Raw genomic sequence first — 18,336 nt, forward strand, 5'->3', positions numbered from 1 at the left:
GTAACTAGTTAGAAATATGCTTAATGAAAGTTTCTTTTTATATAGATACTAAAGATACAAGGTTAAGATTTGACGGAAAAAGGTGAGCTTGAATAATGAAGGATCCATCAATAATTGAAGGCAGTAATCACATAGAAAAACAAACTAATGAACTCCTAGAAAGAAATAAGCTTCTATTAGCAACGATTGATCATTCGCGAGTGGGGGTATTAATTACAGATCCTAATAAAGAAGACAATCCGATTATTTATGTGAACAAAGGATTTGAAAATATGACGGGCTATACAGTAGAGGAGACGTTAGGAAGGAATTGTCGTTTTCTACAAGGTGAAAACACAAATCCTGATACAGTAAAAGAGCTAAGAGTAGCAATTCAAAACAATCAAGAAGTGCACACAATTCTGTTGAATTATAGGAAAGATAAAACCAAATTCTGGAACGAACTCACGATTAATCCTGTTAAAACAGAAAGTGGAAAAGTAAGCTATATGATCGGTGTTCAGAATGATGTGACAACAAGAGTGGAACTTGAAATGGAATTAGAGTATGACCTAAAGTTATCGCAACTCTTACAACAGATGCAGCTAAGTGACCCATATTCTGATGAATATTTGGAGATTTCAGGTTTCCATCTTCCTTCTGGCAAAGTAGGTGGGGATTTTTACAAATGGCAAAAATTAAACAATGGGCTATACTCTGTATTCGTAATGGATGTTATGGGGCATGGTATCACTTCTGCACTCTTAACAATGTCAATCAATGCTATACTTCTTTCTTTGACTCAAAGAGAGGTTTATAACCCTTCAGAGGTACTCCATAAATTAAACCAGCATATGTTTGATCTATTTCCTGGGGACTCAATCATGACTAAATATTATTTTACATGTATTTATCTTTTAGTTGATACAAAGGAAAAAAAGATTGAATATGTGAATGCAGGTCATCCAAGTTTTGTTGTAAAATCTATTAATGGAGTGGAAAAGTATTCTTCCACGACTGTTCCAGTTGGATTCTTAAAAGATCATGAATTTAAACCAGCAACGTTTTATTATCAAGATGAAATTGAACTTACAATGTTCACTGATGGATTATACGAACATCTAAAGCTAGAGTTGGAAAAGCTATGTGATACATTTCAGAATCGAAATCGGTTTGAACAACTTATTGAAAGCTTAAAGGAATCAAAACCGGAGGATGATATTTGCCTAGTAAGAATACACTTTAGGAATGAAAAAAAGAAAAATACTGCAACATAAGGACGTTTTTACCTTATGTTGCAGTATTTAACATTCTCATAGATTAAACTTTTTTTCTTTTTTCTTTTTCAGCACGATAAAACTCATGGAACATTTTCATCAGTGCGCGTTTTTCAATCCTTGACACATAACTTCTGGAAATGCCAAGCTCTTTCGCTATTTCTCTTTGTGTTTTTTCCTTTTTTAGATCTAAGCCGAATCTACCAACAATGACTTCCTTTTCTCGGCCATCTAATATGTCGATATACTCTTTGATTTTTTCAAGCTCCATGTTTAATTGAATGGTTTCAATCACATCTTCTGATTCGGATTTTAATACATCAATTAAACTAATTTCATTCCCTTCTTTATCTTGACCGATTGGATCATGTAGAGACACATCTTTTTTTGTTTTCTTAAGTGCTCGTAAATGCATGAGAATTTCGTTTTCAATACATCTAGCTGCATAGGTAGCAAGCTTTGTACCTTTCCCTTGAGAATAGCTCTCAATCGCCTTTATTAGACCAATGGTTCCTATAGAAATCAAGTCTTCTGAGTCTTCACCGGTGTTATCAAATTTCTTAACGATATGAGCAACTAACCGGAGATTATGTTCGATTAACATATTTCTTGCATGTTCATCACCAGTTGCCATGAGCTCTAAGTATTTTTTTTCTTCAGAAGACGATAAGGGTTGTGGAAAGGCATTATTTTTGACATACGAAACTAAAAAAATTAATTCTTTAACAAAGTATCCTAACGCTGCTAAGATTCCTGTCATATTATCACCTCACACAAAGATTATCTTGAAAATAGGCTTTTTTATGAATGAGATTCATCACATTCAATGACTGTGACGCAAAAGAAAATCACAGTACAAGTAAATACTAATCAGTTTTGTTCAAAAATTAGGCTAAAGCCTATTAATTTATACATATGTCCGAAGTTGCTTGTTTGTGTCTGTCCATCTAAATTAGGACAGAAAGTTCTAAAAATTATATTTAAAAAATTCCACGAATGCCCTTCCTAAACGTCTAGATTTGAATAGGCTATATTATAGAGAATTTAATATAGGATAAATAATTTAATCAAAGTGATAATTAGTTACAAGATAAGTATTAATTAATTTAGGAGGGATGTTTATGCCATACGGATATGGTTACCCTTATTATGGCGGATATGGCTATCCAGTTTATCCGGCACCGGTTGGCTATGGCTATGGGGCAAATCGTAGCGGGTTTTCATTAGTGGTGGTTCTCCTAATCTTGCTATTGGTACTTGGAGGAGGTTACTACTACTACAATTACTATGGTAAATAATGAATTTAGGAATGCTTAGGTGCTGAAGATAAGCCTAAGCATTCCTTTTAATCATAAATAATAGAAATTTGATAAAAATACGATTATAATAAAAGTATCAAAGTATTTAGGGAATCTAAATATTAATTGATAATGTTTATTTATTTAATATGGAAGAGGGGATTATTTTGGCGACAACTACTTATGCTCAAACATGGGATTTAGATGTGTTTTTTGAAGGTGGGAGTGACTCTAAGGAATTTCATACATATTTAGTGAATATTGACAGAGAGTTGGAGAGCTTTCGTACTCTAGTTACAGATTTAAAGGTCCCACAATCAACAAAGGACAAAGAGGGTTTATCGGCAGCAATTGATGCTTTTCAAGCTGTTTCAAGAAAAATTCGTCAGTCAGGAGCTTTTGTAAGCTGCCTTCAAGCCCAGGATATGCATGATAAGAAAGCAACAATGCTCTATGGAAAAATTATGCAGTTAAGTGCAGCCCTTCAAACGGTATTAACTGAACTTGATCAAAAATTAGTTTCAGTTAATACAGATGTATGGGAAGGATTGTTATCTGAAGAGCCATTTCAGGAACTTGCATTTATATTAGAAGAAAGAAGAACACGAGCAGGAGAAAAATTATCACCAGAGCAGGAAACATTGATTAACTCTTTAGGGATTGATGGTTATCATGCATGGGGGCAATTGTACAATACGGTAGTGGGAAATATCAAAATACCGTTTGAAGAAAATGGAGAAGTCAAAGAACTTTCTGCTGGCCAAGCTTTTAATAAGTTTTCTAGTTCTAATAGAGAAACTAGAAAGAAAATGTTCGAAAGTTGGACGACTGCTTGGGAAGAGCAGGCGGACTATATTAGTTCAAGCTTAAATCACCTTGGTGGATTTCGCTTAAATGTCTATAAACAACGCGGATGGGAAGATATTCATAAAGAACCCCTAGATATTAATAGGATGTCAAAAAAAACGTTGGAAACAATGTGGACCGTAATCACTGAGTACAAGGCTCCGTTTGTAGAGTATCTTAACAGAAAAGCAAAAGTATTAGGTTTAGAGAAATTAAGTTGGTATGATCTTGATGCACCAATCGGAAAAACAGAAAGTAAAGTTTCATACCAAGAAGGCTGCGAATTTATACTTGACCAGTTCAGCAAATTTGGTAAGGAGCTTACGGATTTCACAAGAACATCTTTTGAAAATCGTTGGATTGAAGCTGAAGACAGAGCTGGCAAAAGACCAGGTGGCTTTTGTACAAGTTTCCCAGAGAGTGACCAATCAAGAATCTTTATGACTTATTCAGGAACACCTTCAAATGTCTCAACGCTTGCACATGAGTTAGGGCATGCGTTTCATCAACATGCAATGAGCGGGGTACATACACTGAATCGTAATTATGCGATGAATGTGGCTGAAACGGCTTCAACTTTTGCTGAAATGATTGTTGCAGATGCTGCTGTTAAGCATGCCAAGTCTGAGGATGAGCGTTTGGCATTACTAGAAGATAAGATTCAGCGAAGTGTTGCATTTTATATGAACATTCATGCACGCTTCATTTTTGAAACAGCATTCTATGAGGAACGTAAGAGTGGTATGGTGAGTGCAGAGCGTTTAAATGAGTTGATGGAGCAATCTCAAAAAGAAGCATATTGTGATTCTTTGGAAGAGTATCATCCACAGTTCTGGGCATCAAAAATGCATTTTTACTTAACGCAAGTACCATTCTATAATTTTCCGTACACTTTTGGATATTTATTCTCTCTTGGGATCTATGCACAAGCAATCGAAGAAGGAACAGACTACGAGGAAAAATATATTGCATTATTAAAGGATACTGCAAGTATGACAGTTGAGGAATTAGCAGCAAAACATTTAGGCGTTGATTTAACACAAAGAGATTTCTGGGAGAAAGCTGTGAAACTTTCGATAAAAGATGTAGAGGAATTCTTAGAATTAACTAAATAAATAAGTAAAGGGGATTTGACTATGTCAGTCCCTTTTGCTATTGGATTAGAGGAAAGTATAAAATTTGAACCCAGTTTTGGTGTCTAGCTCCAGCGCCTAGCCCCTCGGGGTCATAAGTCGAATCACTACGGAAAACAAGATTTCCTACGTGCTTCGACTTATGCCTGTCGGGGCTGAGCAAGGCGCTTCCGCTTTTCTTGGTGTCTAGCTCCAGCGCCTAGCCCCTCGGGGTCATAAGTCGAATCACTACGGAAACAAGATTTCCTACGTGCTTCGACTTATGCCTGTCGGGGCTGAGCAAGGCGCTTGCGCTTTTCTTATTAATTTCCAATAATAATAGTTAAACTTCATATAATAATAATATGGCAAGTGTTATAATATCTGTCATGGATATGGGTCCAATATTCTTTGTTTTTAGGAGGAAGTCATTTGATACAATGGTTTTACCGTTTTTTCATAGAATTAACAAACCACAGGTTGTCTTCATTTGTACTAAGAAAATTCTCACACTCAAAAATGAGCAAGAGGCTGATTCCAAGTTATCTTAAAGTATATGACATCTCATTGGATGATGTGAAGGAAGAGGTTCATAGCTTTCAAAGCTTACATGAATTTTTTATTCGGGAGCTGAAGGCTGAATCAAGAAAAATCGATGATCTTGCAAGTGTTGTTAGCCCAGTAGATGCAGTAATTGAGGAAATAGGGACGATTCTATCATCAAAAGAAATTATTGTGAAAGGAAAAAGTTATTCCATAGAGGAAATGCTTGGTTCAGAGGTAGCACTTGCTAAATACTTAAATGGGAGCTTTATGATTTTGTACCTTAGTCCAAGTCACTATCATCGAATTCATAGTCCTGTATCCGGTCAGATTACCAAACAATGGACGTTAGGGAAGAAATCCTATCCTGTTAATCGATTAGGATTAAAATACGGGAAAGAGACACTCTCTAAAAACTTTCGTAGAATAACTGAAATTAATTCTTCAGGGAAGCATATAGCGATGGTAAAGGTTGGTGCAATGTTTGTAAATAGTATAGAAATGACCCATAAGGGAGATAAGGTGGAAAAAGGTAAAGAAATTGCCTATTTTACCTTCGGTTCCACAGTGATCTTGCTATTCGAAAACGAAACATTTGAGATTGATAAGAGAATTACTACTCCTTACCATATTAAAGTAGGAGAGAAGCTAGGAGAGATTAAGTAAGAAAAAAAGAGCCTAGAAGGCTCACATGATTTAATTTAAGAAGTCGCTTTTATTCTATGTACTAAAGATCTGCGCTTGATCTCACTTTCGATTAGGAAGATGAAATCTGGACTTAACCTAAGTTCAGTTGCTTTAAAGTAAGATTCAATGAGTAGTTCATCAGATAGTTTTCTCATAATTGAATGCCAGTTTGGCAATTCACCTCCTAGAAATTTAAGGGGTAACAGTTCTATTCTCGTAATAACGTCATATATTATTAAGTTATCTCTTGTTGGTAGTATTACTCTAACATGAATTTATAAGCAGAACAACCGTTCTCTTATCCACAGAATTTGGTGGATAACCTGTGGGTAGGCTGTTTATAAAAGCGGAAAATATAGGTAATTCACTATGTATAATGTGTATAAACTTATCCACAACTGTAGAAAATAACTGACTTTTGTCGAAAAGTTTTTTATTTCTGAATTATAAAATAGCGAATTTTGCTGAAAAATACTAATTTAGCTTTGACACTGATAGAAATTTCGTTATGATGAAATATGGTATTTTAAAAATCATGTGTTCGAGATAACATCAAATTTAAACTCGAGGTGTACATAAGTGTTAAAAACTTTCTTACCAAATCAACATGTTAAAAGTGTATTCGATATTTCTCCAAAGGATTTAGTAGAGCGTGGAGTAAAAGGGATTATAACTGACTTGGATAATACGTTAGTTGAATGGGATCGTCCAAGTGCAACGCCGAAACTTATCGAATGGTTTAAACAAATGCAAGATCATGGGATTATGATTACAATTGTGTCGAATAATAATGAACAAAGAGTAAAAGACTTTTCAGAACCCCTTCAAACTCCATTCATTTTTAAAGCAAGAAAACCTATGGGAATGGCATTTCGTCGGGCTATTAAAGAAATGAAGTTGAAAAGTGAAGAAGTGGTCGTTATTGGTGATCAACTTCTTACTGACGTATTAGGTGGAAATAGAAGTGGACTTCATACAATTTTAGTTGTTCCTGTTGCACAAACTGATGGGTTCTTTACTAGGATTAATAGAAGAATTGAAAGACAAATTCTAACATGGTTGAAGAATAAAGGTATGATTTACTGGGAGGAATAATGTAGTGGAAGAAAGCATTGCTTGTATAGGCTGTGGAGTAACAATTCAAACAGAAGATAAAGAAGGATTAGGGTATGCTCCTCTATCATCACTCGAAAAAGAGTCAGTAATATGTCAACGTTGCTTTAGATTAAAGCATTATAATGAAGTTCAGGATGTTTCACTTACTGATGATGACTTTCTAAAAATTCTTAATGGTATTGGACAAACGAATGGATTGATTGTGAAAATCGTTGATATATTTGATTTCAATGGAAGCTGGTTACCTGGATTACATCGATTTGTAGGCAAAAAGAATATACTTCTAGTAGGTAATAAGGTTGACCTCCTACCGAAATCGGTTAAACATAAAAAACTTATTACTTGGATGAAACAATCTGCTAAAGATCTAGGATTAAACCCTGTAGATGTGTTTCTAATAAGCGCGCATAAAGGAATAGGAATACCAGAGGTTGCAGAAGCCATTGACCATTACCGTGAAGGCAAGGACGTTTATGTTGTTGGTTGTACGAATGTAGGGAAATCCACTTTTATTAATCGTTTAATTAAAGACTTCAGTGGAGAAGATGATGTTATTACCACTTCTCATTTCCCTGGGACAACTCTTGATATGATTGATATCCCCTTAGATGACGATGCCTCATTATTTGATACACCAGGAATTATTAATCATCACCAAATGGCGCATTATGTGGATAAAAAAGAGTTGAAAGTTATTACTCCTAAAAAGGAAATTAAACCGAAAGTCTTTCAACTTAATGAAGGACAGACTTTATTCTTTGGAGGTCTAGCGAGATTTGATTTCGTAACAGGGGGAAGACAATCTTTCGTTTGCCATCTCTCAAATGAACTTAATATCCATCGGACAAAACTAGAAAATGCTGATGAACTTTATCAAAAACAAAAAGGGGACCTATTACAACCTCCAGGGCCAAAAGATGCTGAAAGCTTTCCTGAACTGGTCTCACATGAATTTTCAATCAAAGAAGCTAAAACGGATATCGTCTTTTCAGGTCTTGGTTGGGTAACGGTCAATGAGCCAAATGTGAAAATCGTTGCACATGTTCCAAAGGGTGTTGGAGTCTTAATAAGACCTTCATTAATATAGAAGAGTAAGCAAATGTTTATTTAAATGGGGAAAATTTTTTCTAGAGATTATAGATATGTGGGTGAGGATATTGGAAAAGATTTATGGGGTAATAGGTAGTCCAATTGCACATTCGATGTCACCAGAGATGCACAATGATTTATTTCAGTATTATAAATTAAATGCAAGATACCATGCTTTCCATGTAGAGCAGGAAAACTTAAAAGACGCGATTAAAGGATTTAAGGCCATTGGGATATCTGGCTTTAATGTTACCATTCCACATAAGGTAGCAATCCTTGAATTACTAGATGAGGTAGAGGAAGTTGCCGCAAATATCGGTGCGGTTAACACAGTGGTAAATGACAAAGGCAAACTTGTCGGATATAATACAGATGGTCAAGGATTTATCACTTCGATTAAAACGAAAGTAAAAAAAGAACTTGCTGATTGTCGGGTACTTCTTATAGGTGCCGGAGGGGCGGCGAGAGCAATCTTTATTTCACTAGCCTCTGTTGGAGTAAGCAATATTGATATTGTAAATAGAACTGCAAAGAAAGCTGAAGAAATAATAACATCTTGCAATTATACGACGGTTTCTTCTTTCTATACATTAAGTGAAGCTAAATATGATTTAGAGAAATATGATATCATCATAAATACAACTTCTATAGGAATGCATCCCAATATAGATGAAACACCTATTTCTATTACCCAATTATCAAAGGAATCAGTTGTTAGTGATATCATTTATAATCCTTTAAAAACATCGTTTTTAAAGGAAGCAGAAAAAAAAGGTGCCATCATTGATAATGGAATCGGAATGTTTGTTTTCCAAGGTGCATTAGCATTTGAAAAATGGACAGGCATTTTTCCTGACCCATTAAGAATGGAAAAAGTAGTAAGAACAAGACTAGGAGGAACAACATAATATGTTAACTGGGAAGCAAAAACGATATTTGCGTAGTAAAGCACATCATTTAGATCCGATTTTTCAAGTGGGAAAAGGCGGGGTTAATGAAAATATGATTAAACAAATTGATGATGTTCTAGAAGCTCGTGAATTAATTAAAGTGAGTGTGCTACAAAACTGTGAAGAAGATCGTGATACTGTAGCAGAAAGTCTAACTAAGGGTGCAAAAGCAGAGCTCGTTCAAGTAATTGGAAACACAATTGTCTTATATAAGGAATCAAAAGAAAACAAGCAATTAGAACTTCCAAAAGCAAGAGATTAAAGAAGACGAATAATATAGGGGGATTATCATTGAAGCATATTGGGATTATAGGAGGTACCTTTGACCCGATCCATAATGGCCATTTGTTAATCGCAAATGAAGTATTATGTGAATTAAGCTTAGATGAAGTTTGGTTTATGCCTAATCACATTCCCCCTCATAAGGTTGGCAAGCATTTAACTGATAGTATACATAGAGCCAAAATGATCTCTTTAGCAATTGAAGATCATCCAGCCTTCTTTTTACAGAACATTGAATTAGAAAGAGATGGACGGTCATTTACATATGATACAATTAGTTTACTAAAAGAGGAAAATACAGATACAACCTTCTATTTTATCATTGGTGGTGATATGGTTGAGTATTTACCAAATTGGTATAAGATTGAGGAATTATCGAAGCTTGTTACCTTTGTTGGGGTAAAACGTCCTGGTTTTTCACTTTACAGTCCTTACAATGTGCATGAGGTAGAGATTCCACAATTTGATGTTTCTTCATCAATGCTTAGAGATAGACTCTTAAAAAATAGATCTACAAAGTATTTACTTCCTGATCTTGTTAGAGACTATATAGAGGAGAACCAATTATATGGACAGAAGTGATGCGTTAGCGATTGTTAAGAAGCAACTGACAGATCATAGATATCAACATACGATTGGTGTGATGAATACAGCAATCGAACTAGCGGAAAAATATCAAGGTGATGTAAAAAAGTCAGAACTTGCGGCAATCTTTCATGATTATGCAAAATTCAGGCCTAAGGAAGAAATGAAGCAAATTATCATAGAACAAAAGATGCCATCTGAACTTTTAACATTTAATAGTGAATTATGGCATGCGCCTGTAGGGGCATATCTAGTTGAAACAGAAGTAGGCATAAAAGATGAAGAGGTTTTAAATGCCATTAAATATCATACTTCTGGTAGAATAAAGATGACCAAGTTAGAACGAATTATTTATCTAGCCGATTATATTGAGCCAAACCGTCATTTTCCTGGTGTGGAAGAGGTAAGAGAAATAGCACAAACAGACCTGAATGCGGCTCTTATACAGTCTATCCGAAATACAATTCTTTTCTTAGTAAAAAAGAACCAACCGATCTTTCCAGAAACATTTTTGACTTATAACTCGTTACTTATTGAACAAGGAGGAATTAATTGAATGGATGAAAAAACGATATTAACAACAGCGGTGAAAGCAGCGGATGACAAGCGAGCAGAAAATATTATAGCACTTAATATGAAGGGGATCTCTCTTGTTGCAGATTACTTCTTAATATGTCACGGAAGTAATGAAAAGCAGGTTCAAGCGATTGCAAGGGAAATTAAGGACAAGGCTGAAGAGCTTGGCATTAATGTGAAACGCCTTGAGGGCTTTGATGAAGCTCGTTGGATCTTAATTGATATGGGATATGTTGTCGCTCACGTCTTCCATAAGGATGAAAGATTATATTATAACTTAGAACGTCTATGGGGAGATGCACCAAGCGAGGATATCTTGAGTGAATTGAACCAATGAGTTATGAGAGGTTTGCCTATCTCTATGACAGATTAATGGAAGATGTACCATATGAGAAATGGCTTGATTTTCTACAAAAGAAAATAGAACAATATAGCCATCGTAAAATGGACATAATTCTAGATCTTGCCTGTGGGACAGGGGAAATCTCTGTTCCTTTATCACAACTAGGGTTTCAAGTCGTAGCCATTGACCTTTCAGATGATATGCTTTCAGTTGCAAATGAAAAAGCTGCTGAGGCAAATCAACAAATTATGTTTTATCAACAAAATATGACTGAGCTTGAAGGGTTACCACAGTTTGATGTTATTGTTATTTTTTGCGATTCATTGAATTACTTATCAACGAGTGAGGAAGTCATTAAAACATTTCAACATGTTAAAAAGTATTTAAAGGAAGATGGACTATTTTTATTTGACGTTCATTCTATATATAAAATGAATCATCTTTTTTTGAACCAAACGTATGTTGGAACTGAAGATGATGTGAGTTTTATTTGGAACTGTTTCCCGGGTTCAGCAGAACATAGTGTTGAACACGAGCTCTCATTTTTTGTACTTGATGAAGAAACATCGATGTATGAACGGTTTGATGAAGTCCATTATCAACGAACTTTTCCAATTGAAGAGTATGAGAAATGGTTAACTGATCTAGGGTTTGAAGTACTTGAGATAAATGGTGACTTTGATCAACATGTTACGAATGAATCTGAACGGATTTTCTATACTGCAAAAAAAGGGAGTTAAATAACTCCCTTTTTTTATTTATTTTTATTTTAAATTAGCAGGAAATTAAAGATTGATGGAGAAAATAGATAGTATCCTATTTCTTAAATTGCTCCCCAATCAATTCAATGTCTTCGTAATACTTCTCGTGTGTACTATGATACAAGTGTTCAAAGACCTCACCTAACTCTGCCTCTAATACTTTTATACCCTCACCAGTAACTCCGCCTTTTACGCAGACTTTCTCTTGTAGGCTTTGTAGTGTGAAGATTTCCTTTTCAAGTAATTTACCCATTCCCATAATCATCCCACTTGCAAGTGTAACTGCCTGTTCTTCAGTTATCTGTGTTTCTTTAACTGCGGCATTAATGAATCTTCTAAGTAAATAACTAAAGAAAGCAGGACCACAACTGACAATATCTGAGGCAACTCTTGTAACATTATCTTCTATATGGACAGGTGTAGAAATTTGATTGAAAAGAGTATCTAAGAACTGGCTAGTTCTCTCGCTACAGCTTTCTCCCAAAGTTACTAAGGACACACCTGCTAATGCTCTGTTTGTTATACTTGGAATAATTCTAGCTACCTGAGCATCTACTTCAGATTCTAATTGCTGGACTGATATAGGACTTGTGATCGAAACAATACACTTATCACTTGAAAGCACAGGTTTTAATTCTTGTAATAATGGATAAATTTCTAAAGGCTTTACACATATGAATATAAGATCAGCCACTTGTGCAACCTCTGTTGCAGTGGTAGCAACTTGAATATCCGGATAGCGGTCCTTCACTCTTACTGCTTTTGAGATGGTACGATTTGTAATAGTAAGCCTAGAAGGTGGAACAGCCATTGAATCGATAAAAGCCTCAATAAGAATACTTCCCATATTTCCAGTACCAATCATTCCAATGTTCATTTACGTCCCCCCTTTTTCAAACATTATCTCACCATTACCATATGACTAATTTTCCCATAATATGAATGCCTAAGTTATTTCTTTCCATTTTTTAATAAGAAACTCGAGAGGAGGTGTAAATAATGTTTACAAAATGGACCTCTAAAAAGTGGATGCTTACTGTATTCAGTGTTCTTTTCATTGCAGCCCTCTTTTGCTATACAACACTTCAACGTCAGCAAGATCAATCAATGGTAGAGGAAGAGTTTAACTTAGAGCAAACGCTACAATCAGAGGAGGATTTTCCTACAGAAGATACAGCTACGAAAATTGTTATTGATGTTAAAGGGGAAGTAATGCATCCTGGTGTTTATGAGCTTGAACAAGGGGAAAGACTTCAGGATGCCATTAGGATAGCGGGAGGATCTACGAAAAACGCAGATTTGATTGCTGTAAACCTAGCAGCAATGCTACATGATGAGATGGTTGTTTATGTGCCTAAACTAGGAGAGGTTGTAGAACAACCAGTAGTTGAAATGTTTAATAATGATGGGCAAGGTGAAAAGGTTTCTATTAATTCTAGTACAATTGAAGAACTACAACAATTAACAGGAATAGGACCATCAAAAGCTGAGGCAATTAAAAACTTCATTGAGGAAAATGGTCCTATAAAGTCCATTGATGAACTATTAAATGTTTCAGGGATTGGTGAAAAAACGCTTGAAAAGATAAAAGACGAGGTAACAGTTCAATGATAATATTTAAATTGACGTTCCGTTATGGACAGGCTACACTGTTTTTAAAATGAAGAATTTAAGGAGAATTAAGATGAATAGAATTTCTTGGGATCAGTATTTCATGGCACAAAGTCATTTACTCGCATTAAGGAGCACTTGTACAAGGTTAACCGTAGGAGCTACAGTTGTCCGAGATAAGCGAATTATCGCTGGTGGTTATAACGGATCAATTGCGGGAGATACGCATTGTAGTGAGGATGGCTGCTATGTCGTAGATAATCATTGTATTCGCACGATTCATGCTGAAATGAATGCCTTATTACAATGCGCAAAATTCGGTGTTCCGACTAGTGGAGCGGAGATCTATGTTACTCATTTCCCATGTTTACAGTGCTGTAAATCAATCATTCAAAGTGGTATTAAGGCAGTATATTATGCTCAAGACTATAAAAATCATCCATATGCGATTGAGTTATTTGCAAAGGCTAGTGTTAAGGTTGAAAAGGTTGAACTTAATGAAATGGTTCTTGATTTAAATCAAAGAGAAAAGAACGATTTTGTTGGGAGTCTTCTTGAAGAATTGAAAGCAAACGGTGTAAACGATGATAAATTGAGGTCATTACATGATCAAGCAGCAAAAATATTTACTACTTTTGAATAAGAAACTCTTATTTTGTTGGATCGAGTTAAAAGGACAGCATATATACCTAGCGCTTTCAGCTATACTAGGAGTTTTGATTCCATACTTTAATCTAAATGGGTTTTTATTAATTGCAGCAGGATTGTACATTTGTTACATCCTTCTGCAAAAAAACATCACCGTTGTGATCGTTTCCTTTCTGACTATAATAGGATTTTGGTGTTTGTTTGTTGTTACAGAACAAGCCAATTATTCGAGACTCCAACCCACAGATACAAACTTCACTTTTGAGATCATTTCCCCTGTTCACTCTGATGGTAATAAACTATCTACCACAATTAAAACCAGTTCTGATGAAAAGCTTCAACTTAATTATTATGTAGAATCCTTGAAACAAAGAAAAAGCCTTGCTTCACTTTCTGTTGGTGATGTTTGTAGGGTGTCGGGAGAACTTTCTCTTCCAAACTTAGCGAGAAATCCAAATGGCTTTGACTATCAATCGTACCTATACAAAAAAGGAATTCATTGGGTCTTTCAACCATCAGCATGGAATGTCAATCAGTGTAAAGAGGGGGAATTTGATTTAATCACCTGGATTCTGAAACAAAGGGAAAGCGGGATAAGGCAAGTTGCTGATTCATTTCCTGATGATGTTGAAGGTATTATTCAGGCACTTATCTTTGGAGAAAGAAAGCAAATTGAAGAAGATGTAACAAAATCTTATCAAGCATTAGGAATTGTACATCTACTTGCGATTTCAGGATTACATGTAGGTTTTATTACGACTATGTTATTTTATTTACTTGTCCGATTCGGAATAACAAGGGAAAAGGCAGTGGTTGCTTTGCTATCTTTTCTGCCTTTTTATATTGTGATTGCCGGAGGTGCCCCGTCTGTTTCGAGAGCCTGTATGATGACAGCTTTGCTATTAACGAGTGCTAAATGGAAAAACCGACTATCACCTGTTGATGCCATTAGTATTGCATGTGGCTTACTTCTATTATACAATCCATATTTATTATTTGAGGTTGGCTTTCAATTATCCTTCATCGTAAGTTTTTCATTAATTATGTCTTCAACTTTAATTCTAAAGCAGGGAACTGTGATAACTACCTTAGCTAAGGTTACGATCATTGCACAACTAAGTGGACTTCCAGTGATCTTGTTTAATTTTTATGAAATTTCTCTCATAAGTTTGCCACTAAATATGGTTTTTGTTCCATTTTACTCAATTTTAATTCTTCCTCTAACAATAACGGCCTTTCTTACAGTTGGCTTATTTGAACCCCTAGGTAACTTCCTTATCCTTATTCTTTCAAATCTCCTCCGTTATACGAATCACATAGTCCTATGGATTTATGAGCACTTCACCCTTACAATCACCTTTGGAAAACCAAATGTTTTTTTACTTATCCTGTATATCATCTCTATATTTCTTCTATTTGTTGCATGGGAAACCAAAAATAAATTAAAACATTCAGTTCTACTATTTCTTTTCACCTGTACCATTCATTATTTTTCCCCATATTTGAATCCATTTGGAGAAGTAACGATGTTAGATATAGGACAAGGTGATACCATTTACATTAAGCTTCCTTTCAGAAAAGCTGTTTACCTTATTGATGTAACTGAGAGGATTTCCTTTGAAGATGAGGATTGGAAGAAAAAAAACCATGCTTTTTCTGTTAGTCAAGATGTTGTTGTACCTTTCTTAAAATCAAAAGGGGTTAGAAGTATTGATCAATTGATTCTTACACATGGAGATTACGATCATATGGGGGGTGCGATAGATTTAATGGAACAAATAAGTACGAGTATGATCATTTTAGGTCAAGGTAGCAGTGAAAACCAATTGGAAAAAGATTTGATTAAGTTTGCGCAAAATAAAAAAATCAGAATCTCGACGGTTAAAGAAGGAGACCGTTGGAAGGTGGGACACCATCTGTTTTACGTTTTAGCACCTAATGAAACGAGAAATAAGACTGAAAATAACCAATCTGTCGTGATATATACAATGTTAGGAGGGCAGAAGTGGTTGTTTACTGGTGATTTAGAAAGAGAAGGAGAGCAAGAACTGGTCAATCGGTATCCCAAGTTGGAAGTAGATGTCTTAAAAGTTGGTCACCATGGTAGTAACACATCCACAACGCAAGTATTTCTTGAGCATTTCAATCCCAAAACAGGGATCATTTCGGTTGGACAAAATAATCGATATGGCCATCCACACCCAGAATTAATTGATCGTTTGCAAGCAGCAAGTTTGAACATTTATAGAACTGACTTAAATGGGGCAATTTCTTTTAAATTTAGCAAAAAGAAAGGAACGTTTTCAGTCGTTATTCCATAGTAATAAAGTATACTTAATTGGAGCTGCACCTAACTAATTACCGACATAAATAAAGAGACTGCTTTAGGCAGTCTCGGAGTAATATGTACAGAATTTACTATCACCAATGGAATAGTACTACTTTATATTAGGAAGCAATTAGTTTAATTACTGTCGCGATAATAAACAAAGTAGCGAAAAAGCCAAAAGAGACGACAAATCCCACACCAGAATCTACGGCATCATTACGCTTTGTTTGTACATTTTTTTCGAATTGATTCAATTTAACCCCTCCTACTCATCAGAAAGTAATCCCTTCTAAGACCTAAGTGCGAATGCACTTACTTAACGTTAATAACCTATAAATAGTATAAGGTAATTTTGAAAAAAAATCTACAGTTACTGTTTCCTATACTGTCAACTGTTGTCACAAATACTTCATCTCACAGCGGGCAAAATATAACTAACAAACAACAATCGTTAATAAGGGTGTTTCCTAGGGCAACCTTATTAACGTTCATTATAGATAGGGGGATTGATCCTTAGATCAATTCCCCTAAGTTATTATTAATTGAAATATATCGGTTTCTCCATTACGATAAACAAAGCACACAAAAATGATCTAATTGGAGATAATTATTATGAATCATGACATTTGGAAAAAAATAAAAAAGAATCAATTCGATCCAATATACCTATTATACGGAACAGAACCATTTTTAATCAATGAAACAAAAGAACTTTTGGTTAATAAGGCTATTAACGAGGAAGAAAAAGATTTTAATTATTCCGTATTCGACCTTGAGGAAGTGCCAGTAGAGGTAGCATTAGAAGATGCTGAGACTCTTCCGTTTATTGGTGAGCGTAGAATTGTTTTGCTTAAAAACCCATTATTTCTTACATCAGATAAAGGAAAAGTAGAACACAATATTGAAAAGCTTGAGGCATACATAAACGAGCCAGCACCGTACACTATTATTGTTTTTATTGCTAATTATCCAAAACTTGATGAACGGAAAAAAATCACAAAATTATTGAAGCGTGAGGCAGAGGTTCTAGAATCCAACAGATTAACTGAAAAAGAAATCGTTGCCTGGATGTCAGATAGAGTTGCTAGTAATGGTGTGGTGATCAATGAAAAGGCGAAATCATTAATTCTTCAATTAACAGGGACTCACTTGTTAATGCTTACTCAAGAAATTGATAAAATGATGTTGTTTGTTGGGCAAGGTGGAGAGATTACTGAGGATGTTGTAATGTCACTTGTACCAAGAACGCTTGAACAGAATATCTTTACGTTGATTGAAAAAACGGTTCAACGGAATCTAACAGAGGCATTGAGAATTTTCTATGACTTATTAAGAAATAATGAGGAACCAATTAAAATATTATCACTGTTAGCTACTCAATTTAGAATCATTCTACATGTTAAGGAGTTTTCAAAAAAAGGATATGGACAACAACAAATCGCAGGCCATTTAAAGGTTCATCCATTTAGAGTGAAACTGGCAGCGGGACAGGCTCAACTATTTACCGAGAAAGAATTAGAAAGTATCATGTTGCAATTGGCTGAGATGGATTATGAGATGAAGAGTGGGAAGATGGATAAACAACTTTTATTAGAATTATTTATTATGAGGTTAGCTAAGTAGAATAATACTTCTTAAAAAATACAAAAACGACTCAATTAATGAGTCGTCTTTTTGTGTATTATGCGTTTTGGCTGTTTAACTTTTTAGCTAAACGAGCTTTTTGGCGGCTTGCTGCATTCTTATGGATAAGACCTTTGCGAGCTGCTTTATCAAGCTTACTTGAAGCTTCTAAATAAGCTGCCTTTGCATTATCGTCATTAGTAGTAGCTAGAGCTTCGAAGTTTTTTACTGCAGAACGTGTTGCAGATTTGATTGAAGCGTTTTGCGCACGGCTTTCTTGGCTAGTTCTTACGCGTTTGATAGCTGATTTAATATTCGGCATACTGTCACCTCCTAGACTTATCGAGGTTATATTAACTCGATCATTCAATACCAATTTTATAAATTTTCACGTGAAAATTCAGATGTTGGAACAAATGATATTCTACCAAACCATTGCTAATAATGCAATACAATTATCTATTCATCCGATTTTTAAATTTGAATTGTGTTTTTACAATTCTATTAGTTATTGGGAAAGTCAGATTGATATACCCGCGAAAAGGCGAGGGAATCCCACGAAACTGGGTATTAATTTCGCGAAAAATCTAGTGAATCCCGCGAATGATGGGCTCTATGGATAGAGCAGATCGATAATCCCGCGAAAGACTTAAGGAATCCCACGAAACGGAGTACTAATTC

21 protein-coding genes are annotated in these 18,336 nt (G+C 35.1%); 16 read left to right on the plus strand and 5 right to left on the minus strand.

The features are described 5' to 3' along the window. The first annotated feature begins 95 nt into the window (after positions 1-95). Entirely contained in the window at positions 96-1,256 is a 1,161-nt protein-coding gene (locus BLQ56_RS13125) for a PP2C family protein-serine/threonine phosphatase (RefSeq protein ID WP_090854962.1), read from the plus strand. Positions 1,257-1,299: 43 nt separating this feature from the next. Here BLQ56_RS13125 and sigK read toward each other — a convergent pair whose 3' ends face one another. After that, the gene (sigK, locus tag BLQ56_RS13130) at positions 1,300-2,016 is read right to left on the minus strand and encodes an RNA polymerase sporulation sigma factor SigK (RefSeq protein ID WP_090854965.1); all 717 of its coding nucleotides are present in this window, start codon (positions 2,014-2,016) and stop codon (positions 1,300-1,302) included. A gap of 361 nt (positions 2,017-2,377) precedes the next feature. Here sigK and BLQ56_RS23190 point away from each other — a divergent pair, with 361 nt between their 5' ends. From BLQ56_RS23190 to BLQ56_RS13140, 3 genes are all read left to right on the plus strand, one after another. Then, on the plus strand, positions 2,378-2,554 hold the full coding sequence (locus BLQ56_RS23190; RefSeq protein ID WP_139163095.1) for a sporulation protein YjcZ: 177 nt from the start codon (positions 2,378-2,380) through the stop codon (positions 2,552-2,554). Between the two features lie 167 nt (positions 2,555-2,721). Then, positions 2,722-4,515, plus strand: coding sequence for a M3 family oligoendopeptidase (locus BLQ56_RS13135; RefSeq protein ID WP_090854968.1), 1,794 nt, complete (start codon positions 2,722-2,724; stop codon positions 4,513-4,515). Between the two features lie 429 nt (positions 4,516-4,944). After that, a complete protein-coding gene (locus tag BLQ56_RS13140; protein WP_090854971.1) occupies positions 4,945-5,721 on the plus strand; it encodes a phosphatidylserine decarboxylase in 777 nt (258 codons plus the stop codon). 35 nt (positions 5,722-5,756) lie between these two features. Here BLQ56_RS13140 and sda read toward each other — a convergent pair whose 3' ends face one another. After that, positions 5,757-5,897 carry a sporulation histidine kinase inhibitor Sda gene (gene sda, locus BLQ56_RS13145; RefSeq protein ID WP_090855452.1) on the minus strand — a complete coding sequence of 47 codons (141 nt, stop codon included), beginning with the start codon at positions 5,895-5,897 and terminating at the stop codon, positions 5,757-5,759. Between the two features lie 424 nt (positions 5,898-6,321). Between sda and BLQ56_RS13150 the strand changes: the two genes are divergently transcribed. From BLQ56_RS13150 to BLQ56_RS13185, 8 genes are all read left to right on the plus strand, one after another. Then, positions 6,322-6,837 (plus strand): YqeG family HAD IIIA-type phosphatase, encoded by a 516-nt coding sequence (locus BLQ56_RS13150; RefSeq protein ID WP_090854974.1) that lies wholly within the window; start codon positions 6,322-6,324, stop codon positions 6,835-6,837. A gap of 4 nt (positions 6,838-6,841) precedes the next feature. Next, positions 6,842-7,945: a ribosome biogenesis GTPase YqeH gene (gene yqeH, locus BLQ56_RS13155; protein WP_090854977.1), complete on the plus strand. Its 1,104-nt coding sequence runs from the start codon at positions 6,842-6,844 to the stop codon at positions 7,943-7,945. Between the two features lie 70 nt (positions 7,946-8,015). After that, positions 8,016-8,855, plus strand: coding sequence for a shikimate dehydrogenase (gene aroE / locus BLQ56_RS13160; RefSeq protein ID WP_090854980.1), 840 nt, complete (start codon positions 8,016-8,018; stop codon positions 8,853-8,855). A 1-nt stretch (position 8,856) separates the two neighbouring features. Beyond that, complete coding sequence (yhbY, locus tag BLQ56_RS13165) at positions 8,857-9,159, plus strand: ribosome assembly RNA-binding protein YhbY (protein WP_090854982.1); 303 nt, start codon at positions 8,857-8,859, stop codon at positions 9,157-9,159. A gap of 29 nt (positions 9,160-9,188) precedes the next feature. Next, positions 9,189-9,761, plus strand: a complete 573-nt coding sequence (locus BLQ56_RS13170; RefSeq protein ID WP_090854985.1) for a nicotinate-nucleotide adenylyltransferase — start codon at positions 9,189-9,191, stop codon at positions 9,759-9,761. Continuing rightward, the gene (gene yqeK / locus BLQ56_RS13175) at positions 9,748-10,320 is read left to right on the plus strand and encodes a bis(5'-nucleosyl)-tetraphosphatase (symmetrical) YqeK (RefSeq protein WP_090854988.1); all 573 of its coding nucleotides are present in this window, start codon (positions 9,748-9,750) and stop codon (positions 10,318-10,320) included. The genes BLQ56_RS13170 and yqeK overlap by 14 nt, the downstream gene beginning before the upstream one ends. Continuing rightward, positions 10,321-10,677, plus strand: a complete 357-nt coding sequence (rsfS, locus tag BLQ56_RS13180) for a ribosome silencing factor (RefSeq protein ID WP_090854992.1) — start codon at positions 10,321-10,323, stop codon at positions 10,675-10,677. Then, positions 10,674-11,423, plus strand: a complete 750-nt coding sequence (locus BLQ56_RS13185) for a class I SAM-dependent DNA methyltransferase (RefSeq protein WP_090854993.1) — start codon at positions 10,674-10,676, stop codon at positions 11,421-11,423. The genes rsfS and BLQ56_RS13185 overlap by 4 nt, the downstream gene beginning before the upstream one ends. Positions 11,424-11,499: 76 nt before the next feature. On the opposite strand, the gene comER is transcribed toward BLQ56_RS13185, so the two are convergent. Then, entirely contained in the window at positions 11,500-12,321 is an 822-nt protein-coding gene (comER, locus tag BLQ56_RS13190; protein WP_090854996.1) for a late competence protein ComER, read from the minus strand. A gap of 122 nt (positions 12,322-12,443) precedes the next feature. Here comER and BLQ56_RS13195 point away from each other — a divergent pair, with 122 nt between their 5' ends. The 3 genes from BLQ56_RS13195 to BLQ56_RS13205 all read left to right on the plus strand — a co-directional run bounded on the left by BLQ56_RS13195 (position 12,444) and on the right by BLQ56_RS13205 (position 16,024). Beyond that, positions 12,444-13,055 (plus strand): helix-hairpin-helix domain-containing protein, encoded by a 612-nt coding sequence (locus tag BLQ56_RS13195; RefSeq protein ID WP_090854999.1) that lies wholly within the window; start codon positions 12,444-12,446, stop codon positions 13,053-13,055. A 73-nt stretch (positions 13,056-13,128) separates the two neighbouring features. Further along, entirely contained in the window at positions 13,129-13,698 is a 570-nt protein-coding gene (locus tag BLQ56_RS13200; protein WP_090855001.1) for a ComE operon protein 2, read from the plus strand. After that, positions 13,661-16,024: a DNA internalization-related competence protein ComEC/Rec2 gene (locus BLQ56_RS13205; RefSeq protein WP_090855004.1), complete on the plus strand. Its 2,364-nt coding sequence runs from the start codon at positions 13,661-13,663 to the stop codon at positions 16,022-16,024. The genes BLQ56_RS13200 and BLQ56_RS13205 overlap by 38 nt, the downstream gene beginning before the upstream one ends. Before the next feature lie 127 nt (positions 16,025-16,151). Here the strand turns inward: BLQ56_RS13205 and BLQ56_RS13210 are convergent, their stop codons facing one another. Next, positions 16,152-16,286, minus strand: coding sequence for a YqzM family protein (locus BLQ56_RS13210; RefSeq protein ID WP_090855006.1), 135 nt, complete (start codon positions 16,284-16,286; stop codon positions 16,152-16,154). Between the two features lie 358 nt (positions 16,287-16,644). Between BLQ56_RS13210 and holA the strand changes: the two genes are divergently transcribed. Further along, complete coding sequence (gene holA / locus BLQ56_RS13215; RefSeq protein WP_090855009.1) at positions 16,645-17,655, plus strand: DNA polymerase III subunit delta; 1,011 nt, start codon at positions 16,645-16,647, stop codon at positions 17,653-17,655. A 58-nt stretch (positions 17,656-17,713) separates the two neighbouring features. Here holA and rpsT read toward each other — a convergent pair whose 3' ends face one another. Next, entirely contained in the window at positions 17,714-17,977 is a 264-nt protein-coding gene (gene rpsT, locus BLQ56_RS13220) for a 30S ribosomal protein S20 (RefSeq protein ID WP_090855012.1), read from the minus strand. Positions 17,978-18,336: the final 359 nt, after the last annotated feature.

This window comes from Litchfieldia salsa (assembly GCF_900104555.1).
In the GTDB taxonomy this organism is placed as follows: Bacteria; Bacillota; Bacilli; order Bacillales; family Bacillaceae_L; genus Litchfieldia; species Litchfieldia salsa.

Coding starts and splice junctions, on each gene's coding strand:
- BLQ56_RS13125 (WP_090854962.1), top strand. CDS start 96: ATGAAGGATCCATCAATAATTGAAGGCAGTAATCACATAGAAAAACAA.
- sigK (WP_090854965.1), bottom strand. CDS start 2,016: ATGACAGGAATCTTAGCAGCGTTAGGATACTTTGTTAAAGAATTAATT.
- BLQ56_RS23190 (WP_139163095.1), top strand. CDS start 2,378: ATGCCATACGGATATGGTTACCCTTATTATGGCGGATATGGCTATCCA.
- sda (WP_090855452.1), bottom strand. CDS start 5,897: ATGAGAAAACTATCTGATGAACTACTCATTGAATCTTACTTTAAAGCA.
- yhbY (WP_090854982.1), top strand. CDS start 8,857: ATGTTAACTGGGAAGCAAAAACGATATTTGCGTAGTAAAGCACATCAT.
- yqeK (WP_090854988.1), top strand. CDS start 9,748: ATGGACAGAAGTGATGCGTTAGCGATTGTTAAGAAGCAACTGACAGAT.
- rsfS (WP_090854992.1), top strand. CDS start 10,321: ATGGATGAAAAAACGATATTAACAACAGCGGTGAAAGCAGCGGATGAC.
- BLQ56_RS13185 (WP_090854993.1), top strand. CDS start 10,674: ATGAGTTATGAGAGGTTTGCCTATCTCTATGACAGATTAATGGAAGAT.
- comER (WP_090854996.1), bottom strand. CDS start 12,321: ATGAACATTGGAATGATTGGTACTGGAAATATGGGAAGTATTCTTATT.
- BLQ56_RS13195 (WP_090854999.1), top strand. CDS start 12,444: ATGTTTACAAAATGGACCTCTAAAAAGTGGATGCTTACTGTATTCAGT.
- BLQ56_RS13200 (WP_090855001.1), top strand. CDS start 13,129: ATGAATAGAATTTCTTGGGATCAGTATTTCATGGCACAAAGTCATTTA.
- BLQ56_RS13205 (WP_090855004.1), top strand. CDS start 13,661: ATGATCAAGCAGCAAAAATATTTACTACTTTTGAATAAGAAACTCTTA.
- holA (WP_090855009.1), top strand. CDS start 16,645: ATGAATCATGACATTTGGAAAAAAATAAAAAAGAATCAATTCGATCCA.
- rpsT (WP_090855012.1), bottom strand. CDS start 17,977: ATGCCGAATATTAAATCAGCTATCAAACGCGTAAGAACTAGCCAAGAA.